The 24,109-nt window shown below is 66.5% G+C and carries 22 protein-coding genes; 11 read left to right on the top strand and 11 right to left on the bottom strand.

Annotation, left to right across the window (positions count from 1 at the left end; translation table 11 throughout):
- Positions 1-379: 379 nt before the first annotated feature.
- Both ACHQ4I_RS03425 and ACHQ4I_RS03420 read left to right on the top strand, forming a co-directional pair.
- The gene (locus ACHQ4I_RS03425) at positions 380-2,557 is read left to right on the top strand and encodes a transglycosylase domain-containing protein (RefSeq protein ID WP_420770191.1); all 2,178 of its coding nucleotides are present in this window, start codon (positions 380-382) and stop codon (positions 2,555-2,557) included.
- A 71-nt stretch (positions 2,558-2,628) separates the two neighbouring features.
- Entirely contained in the window at positions 2,629-4,320 is a 1,692-nt protein-coding gene (locus ACHQ4I_RS03420; RefSeq protein WP_420770190.1) for a glycosyltransferase family 87 protein, read from the top strand.
- A 127-nt stretch (positions 4,321-4,447) separates the two neighbouring features.
- Here ACHQ4I_RS03420 and ACHQ4I_RS03415 read toward each other — a convergent pair whose 3' ends face one another.
- On the bottom strand, positions 4,448-6,076 hold the full coding sequence (locus ACHQ4I_RS03415) for a TerD family protein (RefSeq protein ID WP_420770151.1): 1,629 nt from the start codon (positions 6,074-6,076) through the stop codon (positions 4,448-4,450).
- Between the two features lie 67 nt (positions 6,077-6,143).
- Positions 6,144-7,532, bottom strand: coding sequence for a TerD family protein (locus ACHQ4I_RS03410; RefSeq protein WP_420770150.1), 1,389 nt, complete (start codon positions 7,530-7,532; stop codon positions 6,144-6,146).
- A gap of 182 nt (positions 7,533-7,714) precedes the next feature.
- Here ACHQ4I_RS03410 and ACHQ4I_RS03405 point away from each other — a divergent pair, with 182 nt between their 5' ends.
- From ACHQ4I_RS03405 to ACHQ4I_RS03385, 5 genes are all read left to right on the top strand, one after another.
- Positions 7,715-8,338, top strand: a complete 624-nt coding sequence (locus ACHQ4I_RS03405) for an AIM24 family protein (RefSeq protein WP_420770149.1) — start codon at positions 7,715-7,717, stop codon at positions 8,336-8,338.
- An 11-nt stretch (positions 8,339-8,349) separates the two neighbouring features.
- Entirely contained in the window at positions 8,350-9,048 is a 699-nt protein-coding gene (locus ACHQ4I_RS03400; protein ID WP_420770148.1) for an AIM24 family protein, read from the top strand.
- A gap of 3 nt (positions 9,049-9,051) precedes the next feature.
- Positions 9,052-9,819, top strand: coding sequence for an AIM24 family protein (locus ACHQ4I_RS03395; RefSeq protein ID WP_420770147.1), 768 nt, complete (start codon positions 9,052-9,054; stop codon positions 9,817-9,819).
- Positions 9,820-9,925: 106 nt separating this feature from the next.
- On the top strand, positions 9,926-10,717 hold the full coding sequence (locus tag ACHQ4I_RS03390; RefSeq protein ID WP_420770146.1) for a hypothetical protein: 792 nt from the start codon (positions 9,926-9,928) through the stop codon (positions 10,715-10,717).
- A gap of 78 nt (positions 10,718-10,795) precedes the next feature.
- Positions 10,796-11,641, top strand: coding sequence for a class I SAM-dependent methyltransferase (locus ACHQ4I_RS03385; RefSeq protein ID WP_420770145.1), 846 nt, complete (start codon positions 10,796-10,798; stop codon positions 11,639-11,641).
- A gap of 9 nt (positions 11,642-11,650) precedes the next feature.
- Here ACHQ4I_RS03385 and ACHQ4I_RS03380 read toward each other — a convergent pair whose 3' ends face one another.
- The 7 genes from ACHQ4I_RS03380 to ACHQ4I_RS03350 form a co-directional block, all read right to left on the bottom strand.
- Positions 11,651-12,511, bottom strand: coding sequence for an LLM class F420-dependent oxidoreductase (locus ACHQ4I_RS03380; protein WP_420770144.1), 861 nt, complete (start codon positions 12,509-12,511; stop codon positions 11,651-11,653).
- Positions 12,508-12,864, bottom strand: a complete 357-nt coding sequence (locus ACHQ4I_RS03375) for a MerR family transcriptional regulator (protein ID WP_420770143.1) — start codon at positions 12,862-12,864, stop codon at positions 12,508-12,510. Before ACHQ4I_RS03375 ends, ACHQ4I_RS03380 begins: the two co-directional genes overlap by 4 nt.
- Positions 12,865-12,925: 61 nt before the next feature.
- Complete coding sequence (locus ACHQ4I_RS03370; protein ID WP_420770142.1) at positions 12,926-13,768, bottom strand: HAD family hydrolase; 843 nt, start codon at positions 13,766-13,768, stop codon at positions 12,926-12,928.
- Positions 13,768-14,895, bottom strand: a complete 1,128-nt coding sequence (locus tag ACHQ4I_RS03365; RefSeq protein ID WP_420770189.1) for a cysteine protease StiP family protein — start codon at positions 14,893-14,895, stop codon at positions 13,768-13,770. Before ACHQ4I_RS03365 ends, ACHQ4I_RS03370 begins: the two co-directional genes overlap by 1 nt.
- Before the next feature lie 50 nt (positions 14,896-14,945).
- Entirely contained in the window at positions 14,946-16,289 is a 1,344-nt protein-coding gene (locus ACHQ4I_RS03360; protein WP_420770141.1) for a phosphoribosyltransferase family protein, read from the bottom strand.
- Positions 16,286-17,497: an HpcH/HpaI aldolase/citrate lyase family protein gene (locus ACHQ4I_RS03355; protein ID WP_420770140.1), complete on the bottom strand. Its 1,212-nt coding sequence runs from the start codon at positions 17,495-17,497 to the stop codon at positions 16,286-16,288. The genes ACHQ4I_RS03360 and ACHQ4I_RS03355 overlap by 4 nt, the downstream gene beginning before the upstream one ends.
- A gap of 28 nt (positions 17,498-17,525) precedes the next feature.
- Entirely contained in the window at positions 17,526-18,743 is a 1,218-nt protein-coding gene (locus tag ACHQ4I_RS03350; protein WP_420770139.1) for a hypothetical protein, read from the bottom strand.
- Positions 18,744-18,886: 143 nt separating this feature from the next.
- Between ACHQ4I_RS03350 and ACHQ4I_RS03345 the strand changes: the two genes are divergently transcribed.
- The 3 genes from ACHQ4I_RS03345 to ACHQ4I_RS03335 all read left to right on the top strand — a co-directional run bounded on the left by ACHQ4I_RS03345 (position 18,887) and on the right by ACHQ4I_RS03335 (position 21,547).
- Entirely contained in the window at positions 18,887-19,462 is a 576-nt protein-coding gene (locus ACHQ4I_RS03345; protein WP_420770138.1) for a TerD family protein, read from the top strand.
- A gap of 277 nt (positions 19,463-19,739) precedes the next feature.
- The gene (locus ACHQ4I_RS03340) at positions 19,740-20,849 is read left to right on the top strand and encodes a DUF475 domain-containing protein (protein ID WP_420770137.1); all 1,110 of its coding nucleotides are present in this window, start codon (positions 19,740-19,742) and stop codon (positions 20,847-20,849) included.
- A 74-nt stretch (positions 20,850-20,923) separates the two neighbouring features.
- Positions 20,924-21,547: a TerD family protein gene (locus tag ACHQ4I_RS03335; protein ID WP_420770136.1), complete on the top strand. Its 624-nt coding sequence runs from the start codon at positions 20,924-20,926 to the stop codon at positions 21,545-21,547.
- A 1-nt stretch (position 21,548) separates the two neighbouring features.
- Here ACHQ4I_RS03335 and ACHQ4I_RS03330 read toward each other — a convergent pair whose 3' ends face one another.
- The gene (locus ACHQ4I_RS03330) at positions 21,549-22,490 is read right to left on the bottom strand and encodes a DMT family transporter (protein WP_420770135.1); all 942 of its coding nucleotides are present in this window, start codon (positions 22,488-22,490) and stop codon (positions 21,549-21,551) included.
- Positions 22,491-22,590: 100 nt separating this feature from the next.
- On the opposite strand from ACHQ4I_RS03330, the gene ACHQ4I_RS03325 reads away from it, so the two are divergent.
- Entirely contained in the window at positions 22,591-23,127 is a 537-nt protein-coding gene (locus tag ACHQ4I_RS03325; RefSeq protein ID WP_420770134.1) for a CGNR zinc finger domain-containing protein, read from the top strand.
- Positions 23,128-23,177: 50 nt separating this feature from the next.
- Here ACHQ4I_RS03325 and ACHQ4I_RS03320 read toward each other — a convergent pair whose 3' ends face one another.
- Positions 23,178-24,107 carry a DUF389 domain-containing protein gene (locus ACHQ4I_RS03320; RefSeq protein WP_420770133.1) on the bottom strand — a complete coding sequence of 310 codons (930 nt, stop codon included), beginning with the start codon at positions 24,105-24,107 and terminating at the stop codon, positions 23,178-23,180.
- Positions 24,108-24,109: the final 2 nt, after the last annotated feature.

Below are 24,109 nucleotides of genomic sequence, written 5' to 3'. Positions count from 1 at the left end.
GCCGCCGCGGCGGCCGGGTCCGCCGCCGCAGGGCCGCCCGCCGCAGGGCCGGCCACTACCCAATAACGCACCGCCGGGTGCGCAAGCCACACAGAAGATCGAGCGGCCGCAGGACAAGCGCCCCGGCTCGCTGACCGACGCCGTCGCCGAACGCAATCGGCGCTCGGCGCCGCCCACCGGTCCCCGACCGGCCACCCCGCGTCCCGGCCAGGATCGCCCCGGCGCCCGCCGCACCAACGGCGCCGGTACCACCGGTGAGCGCCGCGCGACCGCGGGTGCACCGCCCTCGGGACCGCCGCCGCGACGCAACGGCGGTGACGGCGGGCCCGGCGGACCGGGCGGTCGCAGCCCCGGCGCGAAGAAGAAGTCGCCGTGGCGGATCGTGCGCCGGGTGATCTACGTGCTGGTAGCCCTGTCCATCGTGCTGCCGAGTGCGGTCTTCCTGGTCGCCTACACGACGGTTTCGGTGCCCCAGCCGGGCGACCTCAAGACCAACCAGGTCGCGACCATCCTCGCCAGCGACGGCACCTCGGTGATCAGCAAGGTCGTGCCGCCCGACGGCAACCGCACCGATGTCACCATCGATCAGATTCCGCCGCATGTGCGCAATGCCGTGATCGCGGCCGAGGACCGGGACTTCTACAGCAACCCGGGCTTCTCGGTCTCCGGCTTCATGCGCGCCGCCAGGGATCAAGCCCTCGGCAAGGAGAGCGCGGGCGGTGGTTCCACGATCACCCAGCAGTACGTGAAGAACGCGCTGGTGGGCGACGAACACTCGCTGACCCGCAAGATGCACGAGCTGGTCATCTCGGCGAAGATGGCGCGCCAGTGGAGCAAGGACGAGATCCTCGCCGCGTACCTCAACACCATCTACTTCGGTCGTGGCGCCTACGGCATCGATGCCGCGGCCAAGGCCTACTTCGGCAAGCCGGTCCAGGATCTGACCATCGCCGAGGGCGCGGTACTGGCCGCCACCATCCAGCAGCCCTCCGGTCTGGATCCGGAGAAGAATCCCGAGGGCGCGAAATTCCGCTGGAATTACGTGCTCGACGGCATGGTCTCCGGCGGCAATCTGAAAGCCGAAGAGCGCCAAGCCCAGCAGTTCCCGCAGGTGGTCCCGGTGGCCTCGACCAAGGACAAGGGGCTCGACGACGGCCCCGAGGGCTTGATCAAGACCCAGGTGCTCAAGGAGCTGTCGGCCGCGGGCATCAGCGAGCAGCAGCTCAATACCGCTGGTCTGTCGATCACCACCACGATCGATCCGAAGGCGCAGCAGGCCGCCGTCGACGCCGCGCAGAAGAAGATGCAGGGCGAGCCGGAAAAGCTGCGCGCGGCGGTGGTTTCGGTGGATCCGAAGACCGGTGCCGTGCGCGCCTACTACGGCGGCGACGACGGTCAGGGCTACGACTTCGCCAATGCCGGTCTGCAGCCGGGATCCTCGTTCAAGGTCTTCGGTCTGGCGGAGAACCTGGAGCTGGGCAAACCGCTCTCGGAGATGTACGACAGTTCGCCGATCACCGTGAACGGCATCAAGATCACCAACGTCGAAGGCGAACAGTGCGGCACCTGCACCATCGCCGAGGCGCTCAAGCGCTCGCTGAACACCAGCTTCTACCGCATGGAGCTGGATATGCAGAACGGTCCGGCGAAGATCGCCGATATGGCGCACAAGCTCGGCATCCCGGAAACCATCCCGGGCGTCGGCAAGAGTCTGGTCGAGCCGGACGGCTCCCCGCCGAACAACGGCATCGTGCTCGGCCAGTACCAGGCCCGGGTCCTCGATATGGCCTCCGCCTACGCGACTTTGGCCGCCTCCGGCATCTACCACGCACCGCACTTCGTCTCGAAGGTGGTTACCGCCGACGGGCAGGTGCTGCTGGACCGCGGTGATGTGGCGGGCGAGCGTCGCGTCTCGGAAGCGGTGGCGGACAACGTGACCGCCGCGATGAAGCCGATCGCCGCATGGTCGCGCCACCACGACCTGGCCAACGGCCGCGAGTCGGCGACCAAGACCGGTACCGCCCAGCTCGGCGACACCGGCGAGAACAAGGACGCCTGGATGGTCGGCTACACCCCGACGCTGTCCACGGCGGTGTGGGTCGGCTCGATCGATAACTCGGCGCTGCGCAACTACAGCGGCGGCATGATCTACGGCTCCGGCCTGCCCTCGGATATCTGGAAGGCCACCATGGACGGCGCCCTGCAGGGCACGCCCAACCAAACCTTCCCGAAGCCAGCGCCCATCAAGGGCCAGGCGGGTGTGCCCGAGTGGTCCGCGCCGTTCACCCCGCCCTCGACCACGGATGCGCCGTATCTGCCGCCGGTGGTCGTGGTGCCGAGCCAGGTCGAGATCCTGCCCGGTATCACCATTCCGGTGCCCGGAGTGCAGCCACAGACCCAGCAGCAGCGGCCGCAGACCCAGCAGCAGCCGGAAGCGACGCCGCTGCCCGGTCAGCCGATGGCGACCTCAGAGGGCTCGGCGCCGAGCGGATCACAGCGACCCAACTCCGGTGATACAGGTACCGGCAACGGAAGCCAACCAACACGGACCCGGTAGCCTCGGCTGCCGTGACCCAACAGCAACTCATGGCCGAGCGGACGAATGGGAGCGCGCCGCAACCCAATGGGATGCCTTCGGGCACAACGGAACAGACGAGCGGCGCGGCGCCCTACATCGCGCCCGCGCCGCTCGCGCCGGACCTACGATCGTGCGACGGCCGGGATCGGCCCAGCCGCAACGATTCCCTGAGCGCGCAGCTGAGCACCGTCATCGGCGGCCCGGTCGGCGACCACGCGCTCATCGGCCGGGTCCGGTTCTGGACCCCGATGCGGGTGCTGCTCGCCTTCGCGCTGGTCTTCCTCGCGCTCGGGTGGACGAGTAAGGCGGCCTGCATCCAGCAGACGACCGCGTCCGACGGTTCGATCACCCTCGATTGGAACAACGGCCGCCAATACGTGGCCATGTGCTACTCGGATACGGTGCCGCTCTACGGCGCGGAACGCTTGAACGAGGGCGCGTTCCCGTACAAGAAGTCGTGGACCGAACAGACCCCGGACGGCGGCCGGGAGACCAGGTACATGGAGTATCCGGTGCTGTCCGGGCTCTATCAGTACGCGGCGATGCAGGTCGCCAAGACCTGGGACGCCTCCCCGCTGCCCGGCGCGCTACAGGTCGTCATCTACTTCAACGTGGTCGCGGTCGGCCTCGCCTTGGCCTGGCTGGTCACCGTGTGGGCCTCGGCGCAACTGGCCGGGCGGCGGATCTGGGATGCCGCGCTGATCGCCTGCTCTCCGCTGGTGATCGTGCACGCGTTCACCAATTTCGACGCGCTCGCAACCGCTTTCGCCGCCACCGGCCTGCTCGCCTGGGCGCGCCGCCGGCCGGTGCTCGCGGGCCTGCTGCTCGGGCTCGGCGGTGCGGCCAAGCTGTATCCGCTGCTACTGCTCGGGCCGATCGTGGTGCTGTGCCTGCGCGCCGACCCGCTGCAGCGGGTACCCAGCGCGCGCCTCGGGCTGCGGCTCGGCGATATCACCGGGTGGCACACGGCGCTGACCTGGCTGCGCGAAACCCCGTACCGCGTGCAGTTTCTCAGTGCCCGGCCGCTCGGCGCGGCCGCGCTCACCGTCGCGGCGGCGGCGAGCACCTGGCTGGTGGTGAATCTGCCGATCCTGCTGCTGTATCCGAACGGCTGGCGAGAATTCTTCCGGCTCAACACCACTCGGCATGCCGACCCGGACTCCATCTACAACGTCATCACCTCGTTCACCGGCTGGGACGGTTTCGACGGCGAGATCGGGCACGCCGATCAGCCGACCGTCCTGAATCTGGTGTCGCTGGCGGTATTCGTCCTCGCCTGTGCCGTGATCGGTTATATCGCGCTCACCGCCCCGCGCCGTCCCCGCGTGGCCCAGCTGTGCTTCCTGGTGGTCGCGGCATTCCTGCTCACCAATAAGGTGTGGAGCCCGCAGTATTCGCTGTGGCTGGTACCGCTGGCCGTGCTGGCACTGCCGCATCGCCGAATTCTGCTGGCGTGGATGACCATCGACGCGCTGGTCTGGGTGCCGCGGATGTTCTACTACCTCGGCCTCGACCGCAAGGGCCTGCCCGAGCAGTGGTTCACCGGCACCGTACTGCTGCGCGATCTCGCGGTACTCGCGTTGTGCGCGTTGATCATCCGGCAGATCTACCGGCCGGAGGAGGATCTGGTCCGGCGCGATCTCGTCGACGATCCGGTCGGCGGCATCGTCGATCGCGCGCCGGACCCGCTGCTGCCCTGGCTGCCGGAGGCGCTGCGCCCCAGGGTGACCGTCGTCCGCTGATAGCTCGAGCTCGCCGAGCGTAGTGATACGGCGGTTGAACGCAGCGGGTGCGACCACCGTTCGACTACGCTCGACGGAACCTCCTCGGACCCACGGCTCGATCCAGCAGAAGGTAGCTGGAGGTGGGCTAGCTGGTGCGCAGGAAGCGGGCCTGCCTGGCCGGTTCCCCTGGCAACAGGTCCAGATCCAGCTGCCACGCACTGCCGGTCCACGGATCGAACAGCGGGGTGTCCTCCACCGTCGGCAGATGTCGGCAGGACTGCGACACCATCGCCAACGTGCCGTCACTGGATTCGGATTCGTCGGTGCCGATGATCACCGTGGACAGTCCGATCAGATCGCCGCGCATCAGCAGCACGGCGATGCGTTGTGCGTCCGAGGGCTGGTAGCCGTGCGGGAAGTCCGCCGCGAGCAGCACCCGGTGTTCGGTCGGCGGGGTGAAATTCCCGCTGGAATAGGCCAATTCGGCCAATTCCGCGGCATCGACCAGGGCCTGCAGCCGCGGCGAGATCTCGGCGAAATCGGTGATCGGCGGACCGTTCAGCACCGGGGTCAGCGGACCAACCAGCTGACCGAACGCACCGGTCAGATCGATCATGTCGACCAGGGTGCGCCGACCGGGGTCGGCCGCGAGCAACCGGGCCAGCAGCGCACCGACGATCGGGGTCGCCGCGGCCGTGGATTCGGTATCGATCCACAGCGGGCGGGTCAGCGGCACCGGCACGCAGTACGGAATGCGCAGCGGCCCACGCTCGATCGCGTAGAGCTCGCCCAGCCGGATGCCGTCGCTCGGCATCGGCGGGCGATCCCAGGCGGGGGAATCCCACGAGGCCAGCGACGGCGGCAGCTGCCGATCGGCATTGGCGAGTTCGCGCATGAGCTGTTCGCTATCGCGCAGGTGGCTGCTCTCGGCGGTGGCGATCAGATCGTCACAGCGGCGCTGTGCGGCCTGACGCGCGTCCTCGGCCGCCGGGGTGTTCCTGGTGGCCGGATCCGAAACCGCAGCGGACAGTTCCTGATCCAGCCGCTGCATGGCGTAATCACGGGAGGAGATGAGCGCGGCGGCCGAGCGCGCGGCATCCTCGAAGATCATCCACAGGCGTTCGAGTCCATGTGCGACCTCGAGCGGCTGGCCGGTCGCACGCGAGTCGCCGGCGCCGGGACCGCTGATGGTGTCCTGACCGCTGGCGCGTCCCGGAGTGTTGACGGGTTCGGCGTCGCGCAGATCGGCCGCACTGTGCTGACCCGACTGACCGGACTGCGGCGTCGCCGGTTCGTCCACCTCGACGCCGTGCGCGGTGAGCAGCACGGCCAGTCCACCCGCATAGCCCTGACCGACCGCGCGCAGCTTCCAGTCGGTGCCGCGCCGGTACACCTCCAGGCAGATGAGCGCGGCCTCCCCCGCGGATGGGGTGATATCGAATTCCGCTGTCGCGACGTCATTTACGGCGATCGCGGCGCTGACCGCGCCCAGCCCGCCGGGCTGCGCGGGCACGGCCGGATCGGCGCTGACCACCAGCAGCACCGCCTTCGCGTCGGCGCGCACCTCGGCGAGCCGGACGGTGACGCCGTCGTCGGACAGCGTCACCCCCGCGGTCTCGGTCTGGTTGTAGAACACGAAATCGCCGGTATCGAAGACGCGCAGGCTCTCCGCTACCACGAGCGCGGAAACATCCAGAGCAGCCCCGGCTTTCGCGCTGAATCGAACGATATCGCCGGTCAGCATTATATTCTGACCGGCCTTCAACTGAATCACGTTGTCCGCCCCGTTATTTCGTGTTCTGGTCTTTCGGGCGACCTGCGAGCAGTCGCCACGTTATCGATCAATTGCCGAGGAACCGGCCCAGCTGCGGAACCGCCTCGCCGGGATGTTTGGCCTGGAAGCCCTCGCCGAGGGCCTGCAACTTCCAGTCGCCGCCGACCCGGAACACCTTGGCCATCGCCATCGCGGTGAACGGCATGCCGCCGGCGAGGGTGTACCTGGCGAGTTCGGCATTGTTGGCGCCATCGACCAAGCGGCAGAACGCATTCTGGATCTGCTCGAAGGTGTGCCCCTTATAGGAGGTCACGATGAACAGCAGCGTGCTGACGTGGGCCGGAATGCGGGTCAGGTCGACCAGGATCACCTCGTCGTCGCCCTCGCCCTCACCGGTGAGGTTATCGCCCTGGTGCCGGATCGAGCCGTCCTTGGAGGTCAGCTGACCGTAGTAGGCGACATCCACCACGTTCATATCGGCGAACATCACGACCGACGCGTCGAGGTCGACGTCGACCGTGCGGTTGCCGAACATGCCGCGGTTGCGCACCGGATCCCAACCCAGGCCCATCTTCACGAAGCTCAGCGCGGCGCCACCCTCCTTGCGCAGGGTGACCCGCTGGCCCTTGACCAGGCTGACCGGACGGTCCTTGCTCAAGCTGATCTCGGCGGGCGGCTGCTGCTGGGCCGCGGGCTGAACGGGCGGCGGGTAGCCCTGGCCGGGGCCGGGCTGGCCGGGCGGCGGGTAACCACCGGGTCCGGGCGGCGGCGGATAGCCCGCACCGGGCGGCGGCGGGTAGCCGGGCGCGCCCTGCGGGTAGGTCTGCGTCGGCGGGTACTGCGGCTGCTGCTGTGTCGGGTACGCGGGCGGGGGCGGGGGCGGCGGGTAGCCCGGCCCGGACTGGGTGGGCTGGTAGGTCGGCGGCGGCGGGACCTGCGTCGCGGCCGGGGACTCTTCCACGCTCACACCGTGATCGGTCACCAACGCCGCGAAACCACCCGCGTAGCCCTGGCCGACCGCGCGCACCTTCCATTCGCTCTGCCGCCGGTACAGCTCGAGCGCGATCACGATCGACTCGGTGTTCAAGCCCTCGATGCGGTACTCGTACAGCTGGTTGCCCGCCGAATCCGCGACGACCGCGGTCGGCGCGGGAAAGCGGCCGAAATTGCTGGTCGCGTCGTCGAGGGTGATCACGGCGCGGATCTGCGCGATATCCGCGGGCACCGCATTCAGCGATACCGCCAGCGACGCGGGCTGCCCGGCCGGTGCAGGCTGCAGATTCACCCCGGGGCCATTGGGCTGGTTGAAGAAGACGAAGTCCGCGTCGGAACGGACCTTCCCCGACTCAGTGACCAGCAGCGCGGACAGATCCGCCGGCGCGGACAGCTGGACGGAGATCACCACGTCATTGGCGGCCAGCGGGCCATTCTGACCCTTGGCGAGTGTTGCGGACAAGTTCGACCCTTCGCTTGTCGGTGCGTACGGTGCCACTCTACGAGAAACGGGCCGAACACGATCCGAAGTAACTCCTCGCCATGGCACGTACGGGTGCTCGATGATCGGTTAGGGTGGCGAAACGCAGTCGGAATGTGGGCGATATACCCGTGTTCCCCCACGAGACAGCAGGCAAACTCCCTATGGCGCAACTGTTCGAGCAGTCGAAAAAGGTGATCGAGGCACACCTCGCCGGAACCAGTATCCGCGCGATTTCCGGCTCGATGGTCGCCTACGAAGGAAATGTGCAGTTCAAATCGGCCGGTTTCGGCGGCGGCGACGGCGTTCTCGCCGGACTCAAGCGGCGCGCCACCGGCGAGAAACTGTCGCTGATGGAATGCGCCGGCAATGGCCGGGTCTTCTTCGCGGTGAACGGTCAGCACGTCACCGTGGTGAATCTGAATAACGAGACGCTGCAGGTCGAATCGCAGCAGCTGCTCTGCTTCGCCGGAAACCTGCGCACCGATGTGCGTTTCGCCGGACTGCGCGGCGCCTCGTCGGGCGCGGGTCTGTTCACCACCACGGTGACCGGACAGGGTCAGGTGGCACTGCTCTCGGCGGGCGGGCCGCTGATCCATCTGGAGGTTTCGCCGCAGTACCCGTTGATCGTGGATCCGGATGCCTTCGTGGCCTGTCGCGGCAATCTCGATCAGTCGTTCGTGACCGACGTTTCGTGGCGCACGTTCGTCGGCCAGGATGCCGGGGAGGCGTTCTCATTGCGCTTCGACGGTCAGGGCCTCGTCTTGATCCAGCCCGCGGAACGATAAGGGGGCCTGCGATGTTCGAGAAGGTCAACGGCAAGGTCGTCAAGGTGAATGTCGGCATGGCGGGCGGCGTGGTCGCGCGCAATGGCGCGATGCTGTTCTACACCGGCGATATTTCCTTTGCGCCGCACCAGATTCCGGGCGCGGGTCCAGGCATGGGTGGCGGCGGCATCATGCGGATGGCCGGCCGGATGATGGCCGGTGAGCACGAGCGCACCATGCTGGCCACGGGTAATGGCGAGGTGCACTACGGTTTCGCCGGACTGGAAGTGCATGTGGTGCAGATGCAGCCGGGCGCGGTGCTGCGCGTCGAGGCCTCGCGACTGCTGGCCAATAGCGCGGCACTGCAGAGTTCGATCGTGTCGGTGATGAGTTCGGGTGGCGGCGGCGGTGGCGGCGGGCTGATGGGCGCGTTGCGCGGCGCGGCTAGTGGTGCGCTGACCGGCCAGGGCATGTTCACCACACAGCTGTCCGGACAGGGTGCGGCGGTGCTGCTCGCGCACGGCGGATTCCTGGAACTCCCAGTGGGCGGACCGAATCCGGTCGTGGTGGATCCGCAGGCCTTCGTCGCCGCCTACGGCAATGTGCAGACCGAATTGAAGACGGCGCTGAGCTGGCGCGACGCGGTCGGCCGCGGCTCGGGGGAGGCCATGCAATTGCATTGCGTCGGACAGGGTGTCGTGTACGTGCAGGCCTCGGAAGAGAAGTTGTGAACCATGAGTGAGATCTTGAATCCGCTGAATCTCGGTGAAAGCGACAATATTCCGGGCAACAGCTACGCCTACTGCATCGACCTGACCAAGCCGTGGTTCATGCGCAAGGGCGCGATGATCGCCTACTACGGCGATATGCGGTTCCAGATGCTCACCCACGGGTTGCAGGGCGGGCTGCTGCACATGGTCTCCGAGCAGTTCTCCGCACCGCTGTTCACCGGCGACTATGTGATCGCCGAGGGCCACGGCAAGCTGATCATCGGCGACCGTGGCTACGACATCAACTCCTACGACCTCGAGGACAACGGCAACCTCACCATCCGCGCCGCCAACCTGTTGGCCTTCGAACCGGGTCTATCGCTGAACCAGTCGATCGTGCCCGGCTTCCTCACCCTCATCGGCACCGGCAAGTTCCTGGCCTCCTCCAATGGCCCGGTCATGTTCGCCGAACCACCGCTGCGCGTCGACCCGGAAGCCCTTGTCGGCTGGGCGGATTGCCCCTCCCCCAGCCATCACTACGACCAGCGCTGGATCTCCAGCTTCCTGGCCGCCGGCGCCGCCCGCTTCGGCGTGAATTCCGGCGAGGAGCGCCAGTTCGAGTTCACCGGCGCCGGCACGGTTCTCATCCAATCCAGCGAGAAGATCCTCAGCGATTCGGCCGTGGTGCGCACCATCGAAGGCCAACTCCAGAGCGGCATCACCGTCGGCGGCCTGCAGCGCCTCCAGGGCGTCATCGCCCAGCAACTGGGCGCTCAGCAACGCGAATACTGAGCGCGGAGGACCTCGGATCATCCCCGGAGTCCTCCCTTCGGCGGACTCAGGACCCGGGGGCCGGTCATTAGCTTTCCCAATAGCAGGCATCGTGTTGGGAGGCGCTATGAATATCGGGCTGGTGATCGCGATCGTGGCGGTGGTCGCGGTGGTGGTGAAGCGGTTCTACGGCGAGCCGATGAATGCCCGCGACACCTTTGGGCCGCCGGTCATTCTGTTGGCGATCGGGATCTACAGCGTCACCAAGGTCGATGACATCGACGGCATCGATATCACCTGGCTGGTCATCGGTGGCGTCGTCGGCCTTGGCTTCGGTGCGATACGCGGGACCACGATCGCGATCTTCAGCCGGGACGGGCATTTGTGGCAGCGGTATACGGTGCGGACGGTGGTGGTGTGGGCCGTCTCGATGGTCGCGGGCTTCGGCGTCAGCGCCCTTGGCACGGCGATGGGCATGCACCACGACGCCCGGCCCACGACGCTGTCCATCGGCATCAGCATGGTCGGGGAGATGCTGACGCTCGGCTTGCGTGCGCTTTCCACCGGTGTTCCGTTCGCACCCGATAAGGACAACTCCGGGTCGCTACTCGATCGCTTTCTGCCGCAGGTGGCTCCGTCATCCGCGCCGAGGCTGCCCTTCCCTGCGGATCCGTCCTATCCCCGCCCCGGCACCCGGCGATATCCACCCGCGCCGAACCACCAGCATTCCGACCAGGCCTGCGCGCCGGACCAACCCGCCGCGGCCGCCCAGCCCGATCCCAAGGCGCAGCCCGACCTCACCGCTGCTGCCTTCCCACCCGCATCGAACCAGCCCAATCGCTATCAACCGCCCAGCATCGACCGCTCCCCCACCCTGCGCGACGGCCTCGACTGGCTCAACCGCGCCCGCAACCGCTGAGACACCACGATCGCGCCGAACCGAGCGAGCTCAGGTAATTCGACCGCCGATTCGTTCCGGGCGCTGGACAATTGAGGGATGCCCGCCTTCGCACTGTCGGAAGAACGACTCGCGGCTCTGGCGGATCTGGTGCGAGACGAGGCCGCATTCGAACAGGCCTATCCGCGGGTGGCCGACTATCTGTCGATGGCGCGGCAGCTGGCCGGTACCGGGGATCCGGTGGCGGATGCCGCTTTCGACCTGCGACTATTGCATTTCATGACCGGCGGCGCGAGCGCCAATCCGTACTGGGATCTCGTCGCGCCGTCGGTGTCGGCGGGCCCGCCCGAGCGCGGCGGTCGGCGCGAGGTGAACGGCGGCCGAGCGAAAGGTAGTGCGCGCCTGGGGTATGCGCAGATCGTCGTCCAGGCGACTTACGCCTATGCCGTTCCGGCACCGGAGACCCTCGCCTGGATCGGCGATATCACCCAGGGCCGATCGGTCGCCGAGATCGGCGCGGGCCGCGGCTACTGGGCCCGCCAACTCGCCGAATCGGGGGTGCGGATAACAGCTTTCGACACCCACCCACCGGATCGAACGAACAATACGTCCTTCCCCGCGGCCACCGGACAGCCACACATCTGGCATCCGATCCACGAACTGCGCGACGCCAACGCCTACCGCGACGTCGCGGATCCGGCAGACGTGCTTTTGCTCTGCTGGCCCCCGGGTTGGGAGAACCCCATGGCCTCCGGCGCGCTAGCGGCCTACCAGCGCGCCGGGGGCGACCTGCTCATCTACATAGGCGAACCACCAGGCGGCCGCACCGCCGACACCGCCTTCTTCGAAACCCTCGACGCGAATTGGCAACTCCTCGACCAGGACCCCGACTACGTCGCCTGGTGGAACCTCAGCGATATCGCCCAATGCTGGCGTCGCCGTTGAACTGCGGCGCTAACCCGCCGAAGTGCCGAAACGCGCTGCAAAAGCGGACATTTCCTCGAACTGCGCGGCCTGGTCGGTAGCCGTGGCGCCGACGACGATGCGGGTCACGCCTTGTGCGGCCAATCCGTCGACCCGGTCCTGCGGCATATCGATCGATCCCCATCGGGTGTACTCCAGCGCCGCCGGATCTCGGCCCGCCGCAATGGCCGTCGATCTCGCGAGATCGAGCTGTTGTGCGCGTTCCGCGGGCAGCAACATGCCACCCGGGAAGTACCCGTCACCGCGTCGGCCCACCCGTCGCGCGGCCGCCCGGCTCGATCCGCCGATGTGAATCGGCAACTGGTCTCCTCCATGGGGTTTCGGGTACACGCACAGGTTCTCGAAGGAGAAGAACTCGCCGTGGTAGCTGACACCGTCCGCACCGCCGCCCCAAAGCAGGCGCATTACATCGATCGCCTCATCGGCCCGACGGCCGCGGGACGCGAAGTCCACCCCCACCGCCTCGGCCTCGCCGGGCAACGTGCCGAGTCCCACTGTCAGCAGCCGCATTCGGCCCTTGGACAGCAGATCGATGGTCGCGAGCCGTTTGGCCAGCACCACCGGATGGCGATACGGCAGCAGCAATACACCGGTGCCCAACAGGATCCGCTGGGTGGCCGCGGCGACGAAGCTCAGACAATCGAGCGGATCGGGAAACGGCAGTGTCGGTGGCATCTCGAACGATCCGACCGTGGCGCCCGGGTACAGCGCGATGTGATCCGGCAGATAGATCGACTCGAATCCGCACGCTTCGGCATGTTGTGCGAAGGCCGTCAGCCGATCCGGATCGGTGCCGTAATACGGTGTGCTGTAGCTGATTCCGAATTTCATCGCGACACCTCGGCGGCGCCGAGCTGGTCACGCAGCTGCGATCGCACCGCGGTCAGCCGATCAATGGCGGCCTCGACTTCGTCGAGCTTGCGCCGCAATGTCGCCACCGAATCCGGGCAGACATCCCCGGAGGCATTTCCGGCACGCAGACAGGCGACGAACGGGCGGATATCGTCGAGATCGAAGCCGACGTCGAGCAGCGTCCGGATCTTGTGGACGACCTGCAGCTCCGTCTCGTCATAGATGCGATACCCGCTGGTCGAGCGCCGCGCCCGCACCAGTCCGTGCTGCTCGTAGTACCGCAGCGTCCTGGCACTCGTCCCGACCCGATCCGCCAGCTCACCGATCAGCATTCGACCTCCTCCACGACCCATCGCCGCAACGCTAAACCTTGTCGCCGGCGTCAAGGCAAGGCTAGGGGGTGTCGGGGGCGGCCTTGATGAACCAGTTGATGATCTCCTCGCCCGCGAGGATGCCGGAGGCTCGGGTAATGGTGAGATTGGGGTGGGTCCAGTTGAGGTGTTCGAGTTCGCCGTGGCGGGGGCGGATGGCGGAGTCGGCGGTGCGCAGCATCTCGGCGTCGAGGGCGCCGTCGCCTGCGGCGAGAGTCATTGCCGCATTGCTGAGTTCACCGTTGTCGATCAGGCGGCGGCGGACCTCGCGGACCGCATGGCTCTTGCAGACGGCCATGGGCATGGTGTAGATCTTGCGGCCCTGCTGGGAGACCGACCAGCCGCGCGGGCGGCACCAGTCGTCCCATTCGGCGAGGAAGCCCTCGGGTACCTCCTTGGGCTTGACCACCAGGTAGGTGAACAGATGGTCGGCGATGCGGAATTTGGTGACCCAGGATTCGTCGATCCGCGCGCGCAGTTCGGCATTCACCTCCGACAGCGTCGCGCCGCCGGCCCGCACCTGTGCGTCGATATCGATGCGCCAGCGCATATCCGGAACGCCGTCGACCAGGATATTGCCGCCATTGCTGGTGATCGCGTATCGCCAAGGGGCGCCGGGGAGTTGGATCCGCTCGAACTGCTTGATGGTCCGAGTGGTGGTGGGGATGACGGCGGCGGGGTCGGTCAGGGTCTGCATCCGCAGGGCGGCGGTGGTCGTCATGAACGACAGGGGCGCGCCCTCCAGGTGCTCCACACAGACCGTCGGCACGTCGGTGGCGGCGTGGAAAGCGTTGCGCGAGTAGATCATCGTCCGGTCGAGATCAGTAGCGATAAGAGCGTGTCTGCGTAGTTTTCGTAGATGCATTACTGCTGTACGTCCTTGATCAATCCCATGCACGAATAAGCGAGATCGGGAACGACCTCGACCGGAACACCCCGAGCGGCGGCGAGCAGCCGGATATGCGCGTGCTCGGGCGCATCCGCCTCACGCACCAGCACCCGCCACGGCAGCCGCCGCAGCAGCACCCGGGTCGTTTCGCCGACACCGGGTTTCACGAAATTCACGCTGGCTACGCCATACGCCGCACGCACCTGGTCCACCGAGGCCCAGCCGGTCCAGGTCGGGGTCCGGTCGCCAGCGCGCACGGCGGCGAGTTCGGCGGGCACACGGTCGCGGACGGTATCGAAGGCCGCGCTCACGGTGTCGAGCAGGCGGCCGGACACATCGTCGCCCGCCAGGTCGCGGTAGAACTTCGCGCCGTGGAAGTCACCCGGTCCGATCAGCGTGTCGTTGAGCACCGTGCGTGAAATCAGTCCGGATACCGTCGAATTGAGGCAGGCCGAAGCGATGAGGAAGTCGTCGCGGGTGCCATAGGTGCGCACACAATGTCCCGGATCGGCGAGTACGGCGAGTTCGTCATTGAAGCGCGCGCCACCCGCGGCGTGATAGGCATCGAGCGCTTCGGTGAGTTCGCGGGTGATGGCGCCCTTGCCGGTCCACCCGTCGACGAATACCACCGACGCCGGATCATGATGGCGCGCAAGGTAATCCAATGCCATGGCATCGATGCCGCGATCGCGCACGATCGATACCGCGTAATGCGGCACATCGAGACTCGGCAGATCCGCACCACGCCCGCTGCGCAGCCAGCGCCGCATCAGGATCCCGATCGGCGTCCCGGCCCGCGCCAGTGACACCAGCACGATGTCGTCACCGCGTTCGGCGACAACGAGTTCCGATACCGTCGCGACGGCGAGCGCCAACCGTTCGGCGCTGTCGGCCAGCACCTCGTCGAACAGCGAGCGATACGCGGCATCGGGCTGATATTCGATCGGCAGCGATTCCGCGTAATGCGCGGCACCGGACTGGATCCGGCGCTCGCGCTCGGCGACATCCGCCTCGAGGTCGACCTCGGATAGATCCTTCAGCAGCCAGGAAACCTCCTGGGCCGCATACGATCCGAAGGCCGGGCCGTGCAGCGGCACCGGCAGTTCCGATGTCGACTGCGTGGTGATATTCGGTTCCGGCACAGCGTTCGACCTCACAGCACTCTCGGTTCGGGCACATCGCCCATAAGCAGGGCATCGCTGCGCTCGGCATGCAGCATTCGCGGATCCGCACCCGGCAATACCGCCAATACGACATCGGCACCGGATGCGGTCAGCACATCGATCAGACCGCTTTCCGCGCGCAGTTCCGCGGTGTCCGCGGGCGCATCGATGACAACGACCAGAACCGGATCGACCGACAGCGCATCCTCGATCCAGTGCGCGTTATACAAATAGCGTGGCTGCGCCTCACCGGGTTCGGGTGCGATGAACCGAAACCCGCGCCGCAGCGGATAACCGGGCTCGTCCAGCACATACGCGGGCGAGCGGGTGGTGGTCTGGAAGCGCGTCGGAATCCCGGACTCGGTGAGTTCGGCCGCCAACCGCAGCGGCAGATACATCAGCTCCTCGTGCCCGAGGACAATCGCGGGCCGTCCGGCGAAATCCTGCGCGAGCCGGACCCGCAACGCCTCGGCCGCCTGCACGAGCGCCGCCTCGAAAGCGTCGGTATCGGATCGCAGAATCCCGTGCCTGCCGCCCTCGGGAACCGAAGCGGGCCACGGCAACTCGACCTGATCGAACGAACCACGCCGCACCGCAGTCGGATTCAACACCGGATCGGGCAAGGCGGACACCGTCTCGATCAGATTGTCCGGCAGCGAGGTACGCCCCGATGCCAAACACACGGTATCGATCCGCGCGCCCAACTCCTCGGCCGCCGCCTCGAACCGCGCCCGATCATCCGCGGTCCGCATATCCACCAGCGACGCGAGCACATAGCGCGAACGCGGCGCGAACGCGTGCAGTGCCCGTACCGCATCGATCGCGGTATCCCCGGTGGAGATTTCATCGTCGACCAGCACCAGCGGCAGATCGTTGACGAAGATATCGGCGGGCGCGGGCTGCAGCAGATGCGAGGTGGCGTGCGAATGCCCCTCCTCGAATCCGGTCAGTGTGGTGGCGGCGGGCACCTCGCGCCGGGTCGAGTGCAGATAGCATCCGGCCCCGATCCGGGCCGCCACGCAGTGCCCCAATCCGGTTGCGGTCTCGGCGAATCCGAGCACCACCGCCGCTCGATCGCCGAGTACCTCGCGCACCACATCGCCGAGCCGATTGCCGGCACCGAGCACCACCCGGGGATCGGTCGGCAGATGTTTGCCGAGCACCGTCGAGACCAGCAGATGCGCCCGGCGTGGGTTGCGCCGCAGCCCGGGCTGGATCAGCGTCGCGATGGGGAGTTCGGCGGGCAGCACATCCACCGATCCGGCACCGCCGTGGGAGCGCTCGTGGTGCAGCTCGATGCCCAAATTAGTTGTCGCCCAAGCATCCGCGCTCATTCGGTCACCAGCGCCGTCAGCAGATCCACGAAGGAAACACCCTTGTGCGCGACACCGAAGACCCGGGCCCGCAGCAGCGTCTGGCGCGCCCAGCTGCGATGCGGCCGCATCTCGTTCATCTTGTTGCGATAACCCGATGCCGCCACCCCGCCGACGTCGACCTGCAGAATGTCCAGCGCGTCCGAATACTCCTCGTGCGTCACCACCGACAGCGCGTGCACCGCCGCCACATGCGACGGATGGATCACCGTCTTGCCCTGGATGCCATTGGCCCGGTCCAGCGTGATCTCACGTAGTAGACCGTCCAGATCCCGGCTGACCAGATAGCGCCGGAACGGCACCGCATCGGATTCCTCGAACGGCGCGGTCCGCAGCAGCGGCCGGAACATTCGCTCGTGGTCGGCGAAGTACTCCCAGACCGGCCCGGTGATCACGAAACCGGAACCGTCGGAACGCCCGAGGTAGTTCACGATATCGGCGATGACATCGGCGACCACCCGCACGTCGTAGATCGTCAGATCCCGGTCGCGCCGAATGCCGAAGGTGGAGCACATATCCGTCGCACCGACGCGCACCGCGAGTATCCGCTCCCGATGTTCGCCGAGCAGCGCGGCGATCTGGGTCAGCTCCTGATCGCGGGTCTGGCGATGCACCAGCGCCGCCGATTCGAGTACCGGCATGCCGTAGACCGGCCTGCTCAGCCGCTCCCCGGCCGCCTCGAGCGCGGCGAGATATTTCGGTCCACTGGCACTGTCGAACTTGGGGAAGACGAATCCGGTCAACACCGCCGCACCGGCGCCGAGCTGCTCGACGATCTCGCCGACGGTATCCGCGTCCCGAACACGGACGAACAGCAGCGGGTTCGGATCAGCGCTGCCCGCAAGCAGATTCAGCGTCATGACGGTCTGCTGTTTGGCGAATTCCACCTCGTGGTCGGCGACCGCGTCCTCGAGATCGATGACCATCGAGCACACCCCGCGCGCGGCCCGCCTGCTGATGGTCACGGCGAGGTCCGGCCGGGTCGCCGGTGCGTACAGGGTGGCGCCGAGCGCGATCGCCAGTAATTCCCGGTCGGCATGATCACCGAACGGTTCGGGTTGTCGATGGAAAAGGCGCCGCGCCTCCGGGCCGTGTAACTGCCGGAAATGGCGCAGCGGCAATTGCTTTCGCAGGGAGATCTGTTGCTGGACGGCGATGCCCGCGGTCATCGTTGCGCTGTCCTCATCCCTTGTTGCCTCATTCTCGTCGTGGTCCTGCTTGCTTTCTCATTCGATCCACTACCCCGGCTACGAACTCCGCGACGGCATCCAATTCGGCCACATAGGCCCAGTAGTCGGGGTGACGCCCCGACAGGTTTTCGGTGATTCGATCGATTCGGTCCACCTGTGCATCGAGCACAGATCCCCATTCGCCGACCAGCCCGCGGCTCACCGCGAGCATTTGCGCGTCCCGCAGCCGAAATCGTACGGCCTTGGCCTTCTCTTGCGGATTCTCACGGACCTCGCGCAGCAGCGTCAGCCGTTTGGTGACGGCGTCGACCTTTTGTTCGGCCTCTGCGAGGTAGCCCCGTGCGGATGTGGTCAGCTCAAGTGCAAACTCCGGATTGTTCTCGGCCGCCGCCGCACGCGCCCGGACCAGGGCAGCGTCGGCGGCATCGATGGCCCGTTGACTGTCCTGCCCATTGTTAGCCAGATCCGCCGAACTCGCAGCATTGAACTCCCGCAGCAACTCCGAATAGGCGGGCGCCAACCGTTCGCCACGGGTGCGCACGGCGGCCATTCTGGTGCCTACCGAGGTGATCGCGTTGGCAGCCGCGGCGGCCCGGGATGGGGCCTGCGCCAACGCCTCTGCCAGCGCTTTCGTCGCCGCTTCCAGGCGGCTGGCGGCCTCGCGGATAGTCGCCGCCGGTACCCCGGAACCATGGGCCTGCAGTGTGAGCAGCGACTCATCCACCGCCGCGGCGTGCTGACGCACTGAGGGGTAGTCGGCGTATTCGGATTCGGCGGCCTGTCCGCGGACGCCCGCCGCGGCAATCTTCACCTGCTGGACGAACTGCGGCACCGTGCCGAGCACCGCGACGGCATGCTCGAGTTCGGATTGGTTGCCGCGATAGAACTCGTCGACGGCGCGGGCCGCGTCGGTCAATTGCCGGACCAGGGTGTCCACCCGCGCCTGCCCCTGCGGTATCTGGGTGCCGTCGCGCTCGGCATTGTCCAATTCCTCGGTCAATGTCAGATATGCGCCCGCCGCGTCGTAGCAGCGGCTGCGCACGGGTTCCCATCGCGTGGTCATCCGCCGCTCCGGGAACACCTGATCGCTGGCATGCACCGCCGCCTCGGCAGCGCTCTGGCGTTGATCCATATCGAGAAACGCGGCCGCCAGCATCGACCGGGCCTGCGAAATCCATTCGCTGTTCCCGGATGAGCGGAACCATCCACGCCTGCGGCCTGTCACGCCCCGATGTTAGGCGGTGTACCACTTCGCCGGGGTTACACCAGTTCCTACGCAAGTCCGGCGAAACCTACTACTGTCGTATGGCGTACCCGGCGATTCGGACATGCTGGGAGCCATAGACGTCTATTGAAAGGGAACCCCGCATGGGTGTCAGTTTGTCCAAGGGCGGCAATGTCTCGCTGACCAAGGCGGCGCCGAACCTTACCGCTGTCTCCGTCGGGCTCGGGTGGGATGTTCGTACGACCACCGGCACCGACTTCGATCTGGATGCCAGTGCGATCGCGACGGGTGCGGACAAGAAGGTCGTGTCCGACAAGCACTTCGTCTTCTTCAACAACCTCAAGTCGCCCGAGGGCAGCATCGAGCACACCGGTGACAACGTGACCGGTGAGGGCGAAGGCGATGACGAGGTCATCAACGTCGACCTGGCGAACACCCCGCCGACCATCGAGAGCATCTTCTTCCCGGTCTCGATCTACGACGCGGATACCCGTCAGCAGTCGTTCGGCCAGGTGCGCAACGCCTACATCCGCGTGGTGGACCGCTCCAACGGCACCGAGCTGGCCCGCTACGACCTGTCCGAGGACGCCTCGACCGAAACCGCCATGGTCTTCGGCGAGCTGTACCGCAACGGTGCCGAGTGGAAGTTCCGCGCCATCGGCCAGGGCTACGCCTCGGGTCTGGCCGGTATCGCCCGTGACTACGGTGTGAACGTCTAAAGACAGAAGGTTTTGCCGTAGCGACTGCTTGCAGGTCGCTCGAAAAGGTCAGCAGCGACTGCTTGCAGGTCGCTCGCAAGGGTCGGCACAGGGGGCTCGGCGACGAGCCCCCTGTCCGCGGTCCCCGGAACGATTTGCCACAGCGCACCGTTGGACAATCGACGGTTCCGCGACCACGCTGGAGCCATCATTGTCATGTGGGTCATACGACCCCGGGTTACATCAGCAAAGGCGCGCTCGGACAAACATTCGACCGCCGCACGGAAAGGGTCTCCGCGTGGTCCTGCGAATTTTCGGGATGTCCATCGGCGTCACGGTGATATCGCTCATCGTCGCCTTCCTCTACGGCGGGCCGACCGCGCTGGCCCTTGCCGCCATCCTCGGCGTGCTGGAGGTGTCGCTGTCGTTCGACAACGCCGTCATCAACGCCACTGTGCTGGAACGCATGAACGAGTTCTGGCAGAAGATCTTCCTCACCGTCGGCGTCGTGATCGCCGTATTCGGTATGCGCCTGGTCTTTCCGCTGGCGATCGTGTGGATCACCGCGGGCCTGAACCCGGTGAAGGCCTTCGACCTGGCGCTGAACCCGCCCGCCGACGACGCACTGGTGTTTCCGGACGGCAGCCCGAGTTACGAGAAGCTGCTGACCGACGCGCATCCGCAGATCGCCGCATTCGGCGGCATGTTCCTGCTGCTGCTGTTCCTGAACTTCATCTTCGAAGAGCGCGAGATCACTTGGTTGTCCTGGCTGGAGCGGCCGCTGGCTCGGCTCGGCAAGCTGGACATGCTCTCGGTGGTCGTCGCGAGCGTCGCCTTGGTGCTGACCGGTGAGCTCATCGCGACCGATGACCAGCGCGCCACCGTGTTGGTCGCCGGTCTGCTCGGCATGATCACCTACATCGTGGTCGACGGGCTCGGTTCGCTGTTCCATACCGAAGAGTTCGAAGAAGGGGCCGACGGCGGCCCGTCCCAACTTGTCAAGGCCGCTGGCAAGGCCGCGTTCTTCCTGTTCCTGTACCTCGAGGTGCTGGACGCGTCGTTCTCCTTCGACGGTGTCATCGGCGCCTTCGCCATCACCTCCGACCCGATCATCATCGCGCTCGGCCTCGGTCTGATCGGCGCCATGTTCGTCCGCTCGATCACGGTGTTCCTGGTGCGCAAGGGCACGCTGTCGGAGTACGTGTATCTGGAGCACGGCGCGCACTGGGCGATCGGTGCACTGGCGATCATCCTGTTCATCTCGATCGGGGTGCACATCAACGAGATCGTCACCGGCCTCGTCGGCGTGGCGTTCATCGGCGCGGCGTTCATTACCAGCATCATTCGGAATCGGGGCGAGGATGCCGACGAAGTGGAGAGCGAACGAGAGGTCACCCCGGTAGGCTGAATTCCGGCACGTAGCCGAAGAACTCGAGCGGTAGCGGCCCTGAGCCGCTACCGCTCTTCTTTTCCCGAGGGGGGATGGCGATGGTGAACAACACTCCTGGCGTGAATCTGTCCAAGGTGACCTTGTCGAAGGCCACGCCGAGCATCACCCTCACCAAGCCCGGTGACCAGCAGGGCACCATGCGGGTCAACCTGAACTGGTCCAGCGGCCCGAAGGGATTCTTCCGCAGGTCCAAGGCCGTCGATCTGGACCTGGGCTGCCTGTACGAATTGTCCAGCGGCGCCAAGGGAGTGGTGCAGGCCGTCGGCAATAACTTCGGCTCGTTGCAGTCCGAGCCGTTCATCCGGCTCGACGGCGACGACCGCAGCGGCGAGTCGGCGGGCGGGGAGAATATGCATATCAATCTCGCTCGGCCCGAACTGTTCCGGCGCATCCTGATCTTCGCGTTCATCTACGAGGGCGTGCCGAACTGGGCGGCGGCCGATGGTGTGGTCACGCTGTTCCCGACCTCCGGTCCGCAGATCGAGGTTCGGCTGGACTCCCCGGTGGACGGTGCGCGTTCCTGTGCGATCGCCCTGCTGCAGAATCACGGCTCGGGCATCACCGTGCACCGGGAAGTCAACTACATCAACGGTTCTCAGCGGGCGATCGACGAGGCGTACAACTGGGGCATGAAGTGGCACGCCGCCCGTAAGTAGTTCACCGCACGGGCACCGGCTGCCGCTGCTCACCGACCGGTGTGGGTCGGCGCGAGGCGAACACCATGCCGATAAGTCCGACGCCGAGTCCGGCGACGGCCAAGGGCCGCAGCGGCTGATCGATGAACAGCCAGGCCAGGATGGCGGTGACCGCCGGGGTCGCGAAGAACAATCGGCCGACTCGCGTTGCCTCCCAACGCTTCAGCATCGCGTTCAACAGCAGGAATGCGACCATCGAATTCACCAGCACCATCCAGGTGAGCGATTCCGCGAACCGGGTCGCATCCCAGATATGCAATTGTCCGGTGCTCCAAGCCAATACGCCCGCGACCGGCGCGCTCGCGGCCATATGGATCGCGGTGGCGGCGCGCGAATCGACCTGGGGGACGAAGCGTTTCTGGTAGATCGTGCCGATACTGAGGCCGATCAATCCGACCCCGCACAGCAGCAGGCCGACCAGCGACATGCTCGATTGGTCGAGCACGGCCAGCCCGACGCCGATGCCGCCGATGCCGAAGCCGAACCACTGTCGCGCGGTGACGGTTTCGCCGATGAATCCGGCCAACAATGCGATGACCACGGGATTGAGACCCTGCACCAGGGCGATGATCGCGGCCGAGACATGCAGGCTCATCGCGGTGTAGAACGCGCCGAACTGCACGATCTGCATCAGCAGTCCCGCGATCACGACATGTTTGAGCTGACCGCCGCTCGGCCAGCTGGCGTGCATCACCGTGGCGTACACCGCGAGTAGGACCGCGGCGATGGCGAACCGGGCGAACAGCACCATCATCGGCGGTGCGGCGCCGACGCCGACGACTCCGGCGATGAAGGCGCTGCTCCACAGCACGACGAATAGTGGCTGCATGCCCGCCGCTAGCGATGGCTTGCCGGTCGCTCGAGACAACACTGCCAGGGATGGCTTGCCGCTTGCTGTTTTCACGTGCACTCCTCGATCGACCACGACTGGTAGATAACCACCTAAGGCGGTTACTAACGTCGCATCTTGGCGCATAACCTGTCAAGGCGGTTACTATGAGAGGGTGTTCGCATTCGTGAGCGGTAATCTCGCGCTGGACTTCGCAGGCACGGTCAAGGCCCGTGCCACGACGTTCGACGACTTCCTCAGCACACCGGCCGATCTCGACACCTGGCTGCTCGCCGCCGATCTCCTCGACACCGCCCCGCACTGTGACGCGGCCACCCTCGACCGCGCCGTGCGACTGCGGGAAGCGGGTTACCGACTGGCCCTGGCCGCCGCCCGCGACGAACCATTCGCCGACGCGGACCGCGAGATCGTCAACGAACTGGCCCGCGGCGCACTCCCCCAGCTCGCCTTGCGCGCCGACGCGACGATCACCCGCCACGGCGATCCGGACGCGGCACTGGCCGCGATCGCCCGCTCCGCCATCGAAATGCTCGGCGGGCCCGAGCGAGGGCTGATCAAGGAATGCGGGCGCATCGAATGCACCCGGCTGTATCTCGATACCTCACGCGGAAAGTCGCGTCGCTGGTGCGATATGACCATCTGCGGCAACCGCGCCAAAAGCGCCGCCTTCCGCGCCCGACATGGCGATTGACCGCGATACCGCGCCCGCCTGCCCGAGCGCGGTTGTCGGCGGCAGTCGGGTCAGAGCATTCGGCGCGGCCGCCCCATGGCTTTCGCGCGCCGCACCGAAACCCGCGACCAGACCGCATTCTGGAAGTACAGGGTCGCCCAGCCGGCCACGGCCATGCCCAACAGGTTCACCACGAGTTGCAGTGTGCTGGCCGCGACCTCGGACCCGGCGCCGACGGCGAGCGCCAGCGCGATATTGCCCGCTGCCGGGACAGTGGTCACCGAGATGAACACGCCAGCCAGCCCCGTTGACTTCGAGGACGTGAGCGCCAGTACCCCGGCCGCCCCCGCCACAACGGCGACGATGAATGACCATTTGTCCGGGCTGTAGATAAACGCGGTGCCAGGGCGCGGCCCGGTCACGCTCTGAATGGTGATCCAACCCAATGCTCGACCGATGAGCGCGAGCAGAAACGCACATGCGATCGCGGCGACGAACCCGATGACGAGCGTCCGGACCGCGAGTCCGAGGAGCGCGAACCGGCGGCGCACCAACGCGGCGCCCAACGCGGCGACAGGACCGAACTCGGGCCCGAGCACCATCGCTCCGATCACCAGAATCTGCGAATCGACGGTGATCGCGATGCTCGCGATAATCGTTGCCAGCGTCATGAAACTCAAATAGGTCCAGTTGAGTTCGCTCTCCTCATAGGAGCGCTGCGCCACATTGGCCCACACGACCGCGTCCGTACTCGAACCGGGCACATGCATTTCGGCCTCGAAGCCGCGGCGCGACAACCAGGTATCTATCGGCTGGAGCTCGATACTGCCCGCATGGTGCAAGCCCAATGCCCGCAGCTGCGCAATGACATCATTGGCCACCTCCCTGGCCAAAGCGGCGAACACCATATCGCCCGGCGGCCGCAGGGACGACCCGCGCATCACCGCGAGACCACTCACCCCCGGATCCGTCTCGAGAACTGCGATCACATCATCGGTCATCT

Source organism: Nocardia nepalensis (assembly GCF_048910785.1).
Classification (GTDB): domain Bacteria; phylum Actinomycetota; class Actinomycetes; order Mycobacteriales; family Mycobacteriaceae; genus Nocardia; species Nocardia nepalensis.
This window is presented reverse-complemented; position numbering and strand designations above follow the sequence as displayed.

What these genes read in the sequence shown, in the direction of transcription:
- ACHQ4I_RS03420 (WP_420770190.1), top strand. Translation starts at nt 2,629, where the DNA reads ATGCCTTCGGGCACAACGGAACAGACGAGCGGCGCGGCGCCCTACATC.
- ACHQ4I_RS03405 (WP_420770149.1), top strand. Translation starts at nt 7,715, where the DNA reads ATGGCGCAACTGTTCGAGCAGTCGAAAAAGGTGATCGAGGCACACCTC.
- ACHQ4I_RS03400 (WP_420770148.1), top strand. Translation starts at nt 8,350, where the DNA reads ATGTTCGAGAAGGTCAACGGCAAGGTCGTCAAGGTGAATGTCGGCATG.
- ACHQ4I_RS03395 (WP_420770147.1), top strand. Translation starts at nt 9,052, where the DNA reads ATGAGTGAGATCTTGAATCCGCTGAATCTCGGTGAAAGCGACAATATT.
- ACHQ4I_RS03390 (WP_420770146.1), top strand. Translation starts at nt 9,926, where the DNA reads ATGAATATCGGGCTGGTGATCGCGATCGTGGCGGTGGTCGCGGTGGTG.
- ACHQ4I_RS03385 (WP_420770145.1), top strand. Translation starts at nt 10,796, where the DNA reads ATGCCCGCCTTCGCACTGTCGGAAGAACGACTCGCGGCTCTGGCGGAT.
- ACHQ4I_RS03380 (WP_420770144.1), bottom strand. Translation starts at nt 12,511, where the DNA reads ATGAAATTCGGAATCAGCTACAGCACACCGTATTACGGCACCGATCCG.
- ACHQ4I_RS03375 (WP_420770143.1), bottom strand. Translation starts at nt 12,864, where the DNA reads ATGCTGATCGGTGAGCTGGCGGATCGGGTCGGGACGAGTGCCAGGACG.
- ACHQ4I_RS03370 (WP_420770142.1), bottom strand. Translation starts at nt 13,768, where the DNA reads ATGCATCTACGAAAACTACGCAGACACGCTCTTATCGCTACTGATCTC.
- ACHQ4I_RS03360 (WP_420770141.1), bottom strand. Translation starts at nt 16,289, where the DNA reads ATGAGCGCGGATGCTTGGGCGACAACTAATTTGGGCATCGAGCTGCAC.
- ACHQ4I_RS03355 (WP_420770140.1), bottom strand. Translation starts at nt 17,497, where the DNA reads ATGACCGCGGGCATCGCCGTCCAGCAACAGATCTCCCTGCGAAAGCAA.
- ACHQ4I_RS03345 (WP_420770138.1), top strand. Translation starts at nt 18,887, where the DNA reads ATGGGTGTCAGTTTGTCCAAGGGCGGCAATGTCTCGCTGACCAAGGCG.
- ACHQ4I_RS03335 (WP_420770136.1), top strand. Translation starts at nt 20,924, where the DNA reads ATGGCGATGGTGAACAACACTCCTGGCGTGAATCTGTCCAAGGTGACC.
- ACHQ4I_RS03320 (WP_420770133.1), bottom strand. Translation starts at nt 24,107, where the DNA reads ATGACCGATGATGTGATCGCAGTTCTCGAGACGGATCCGGGGGTGAGT.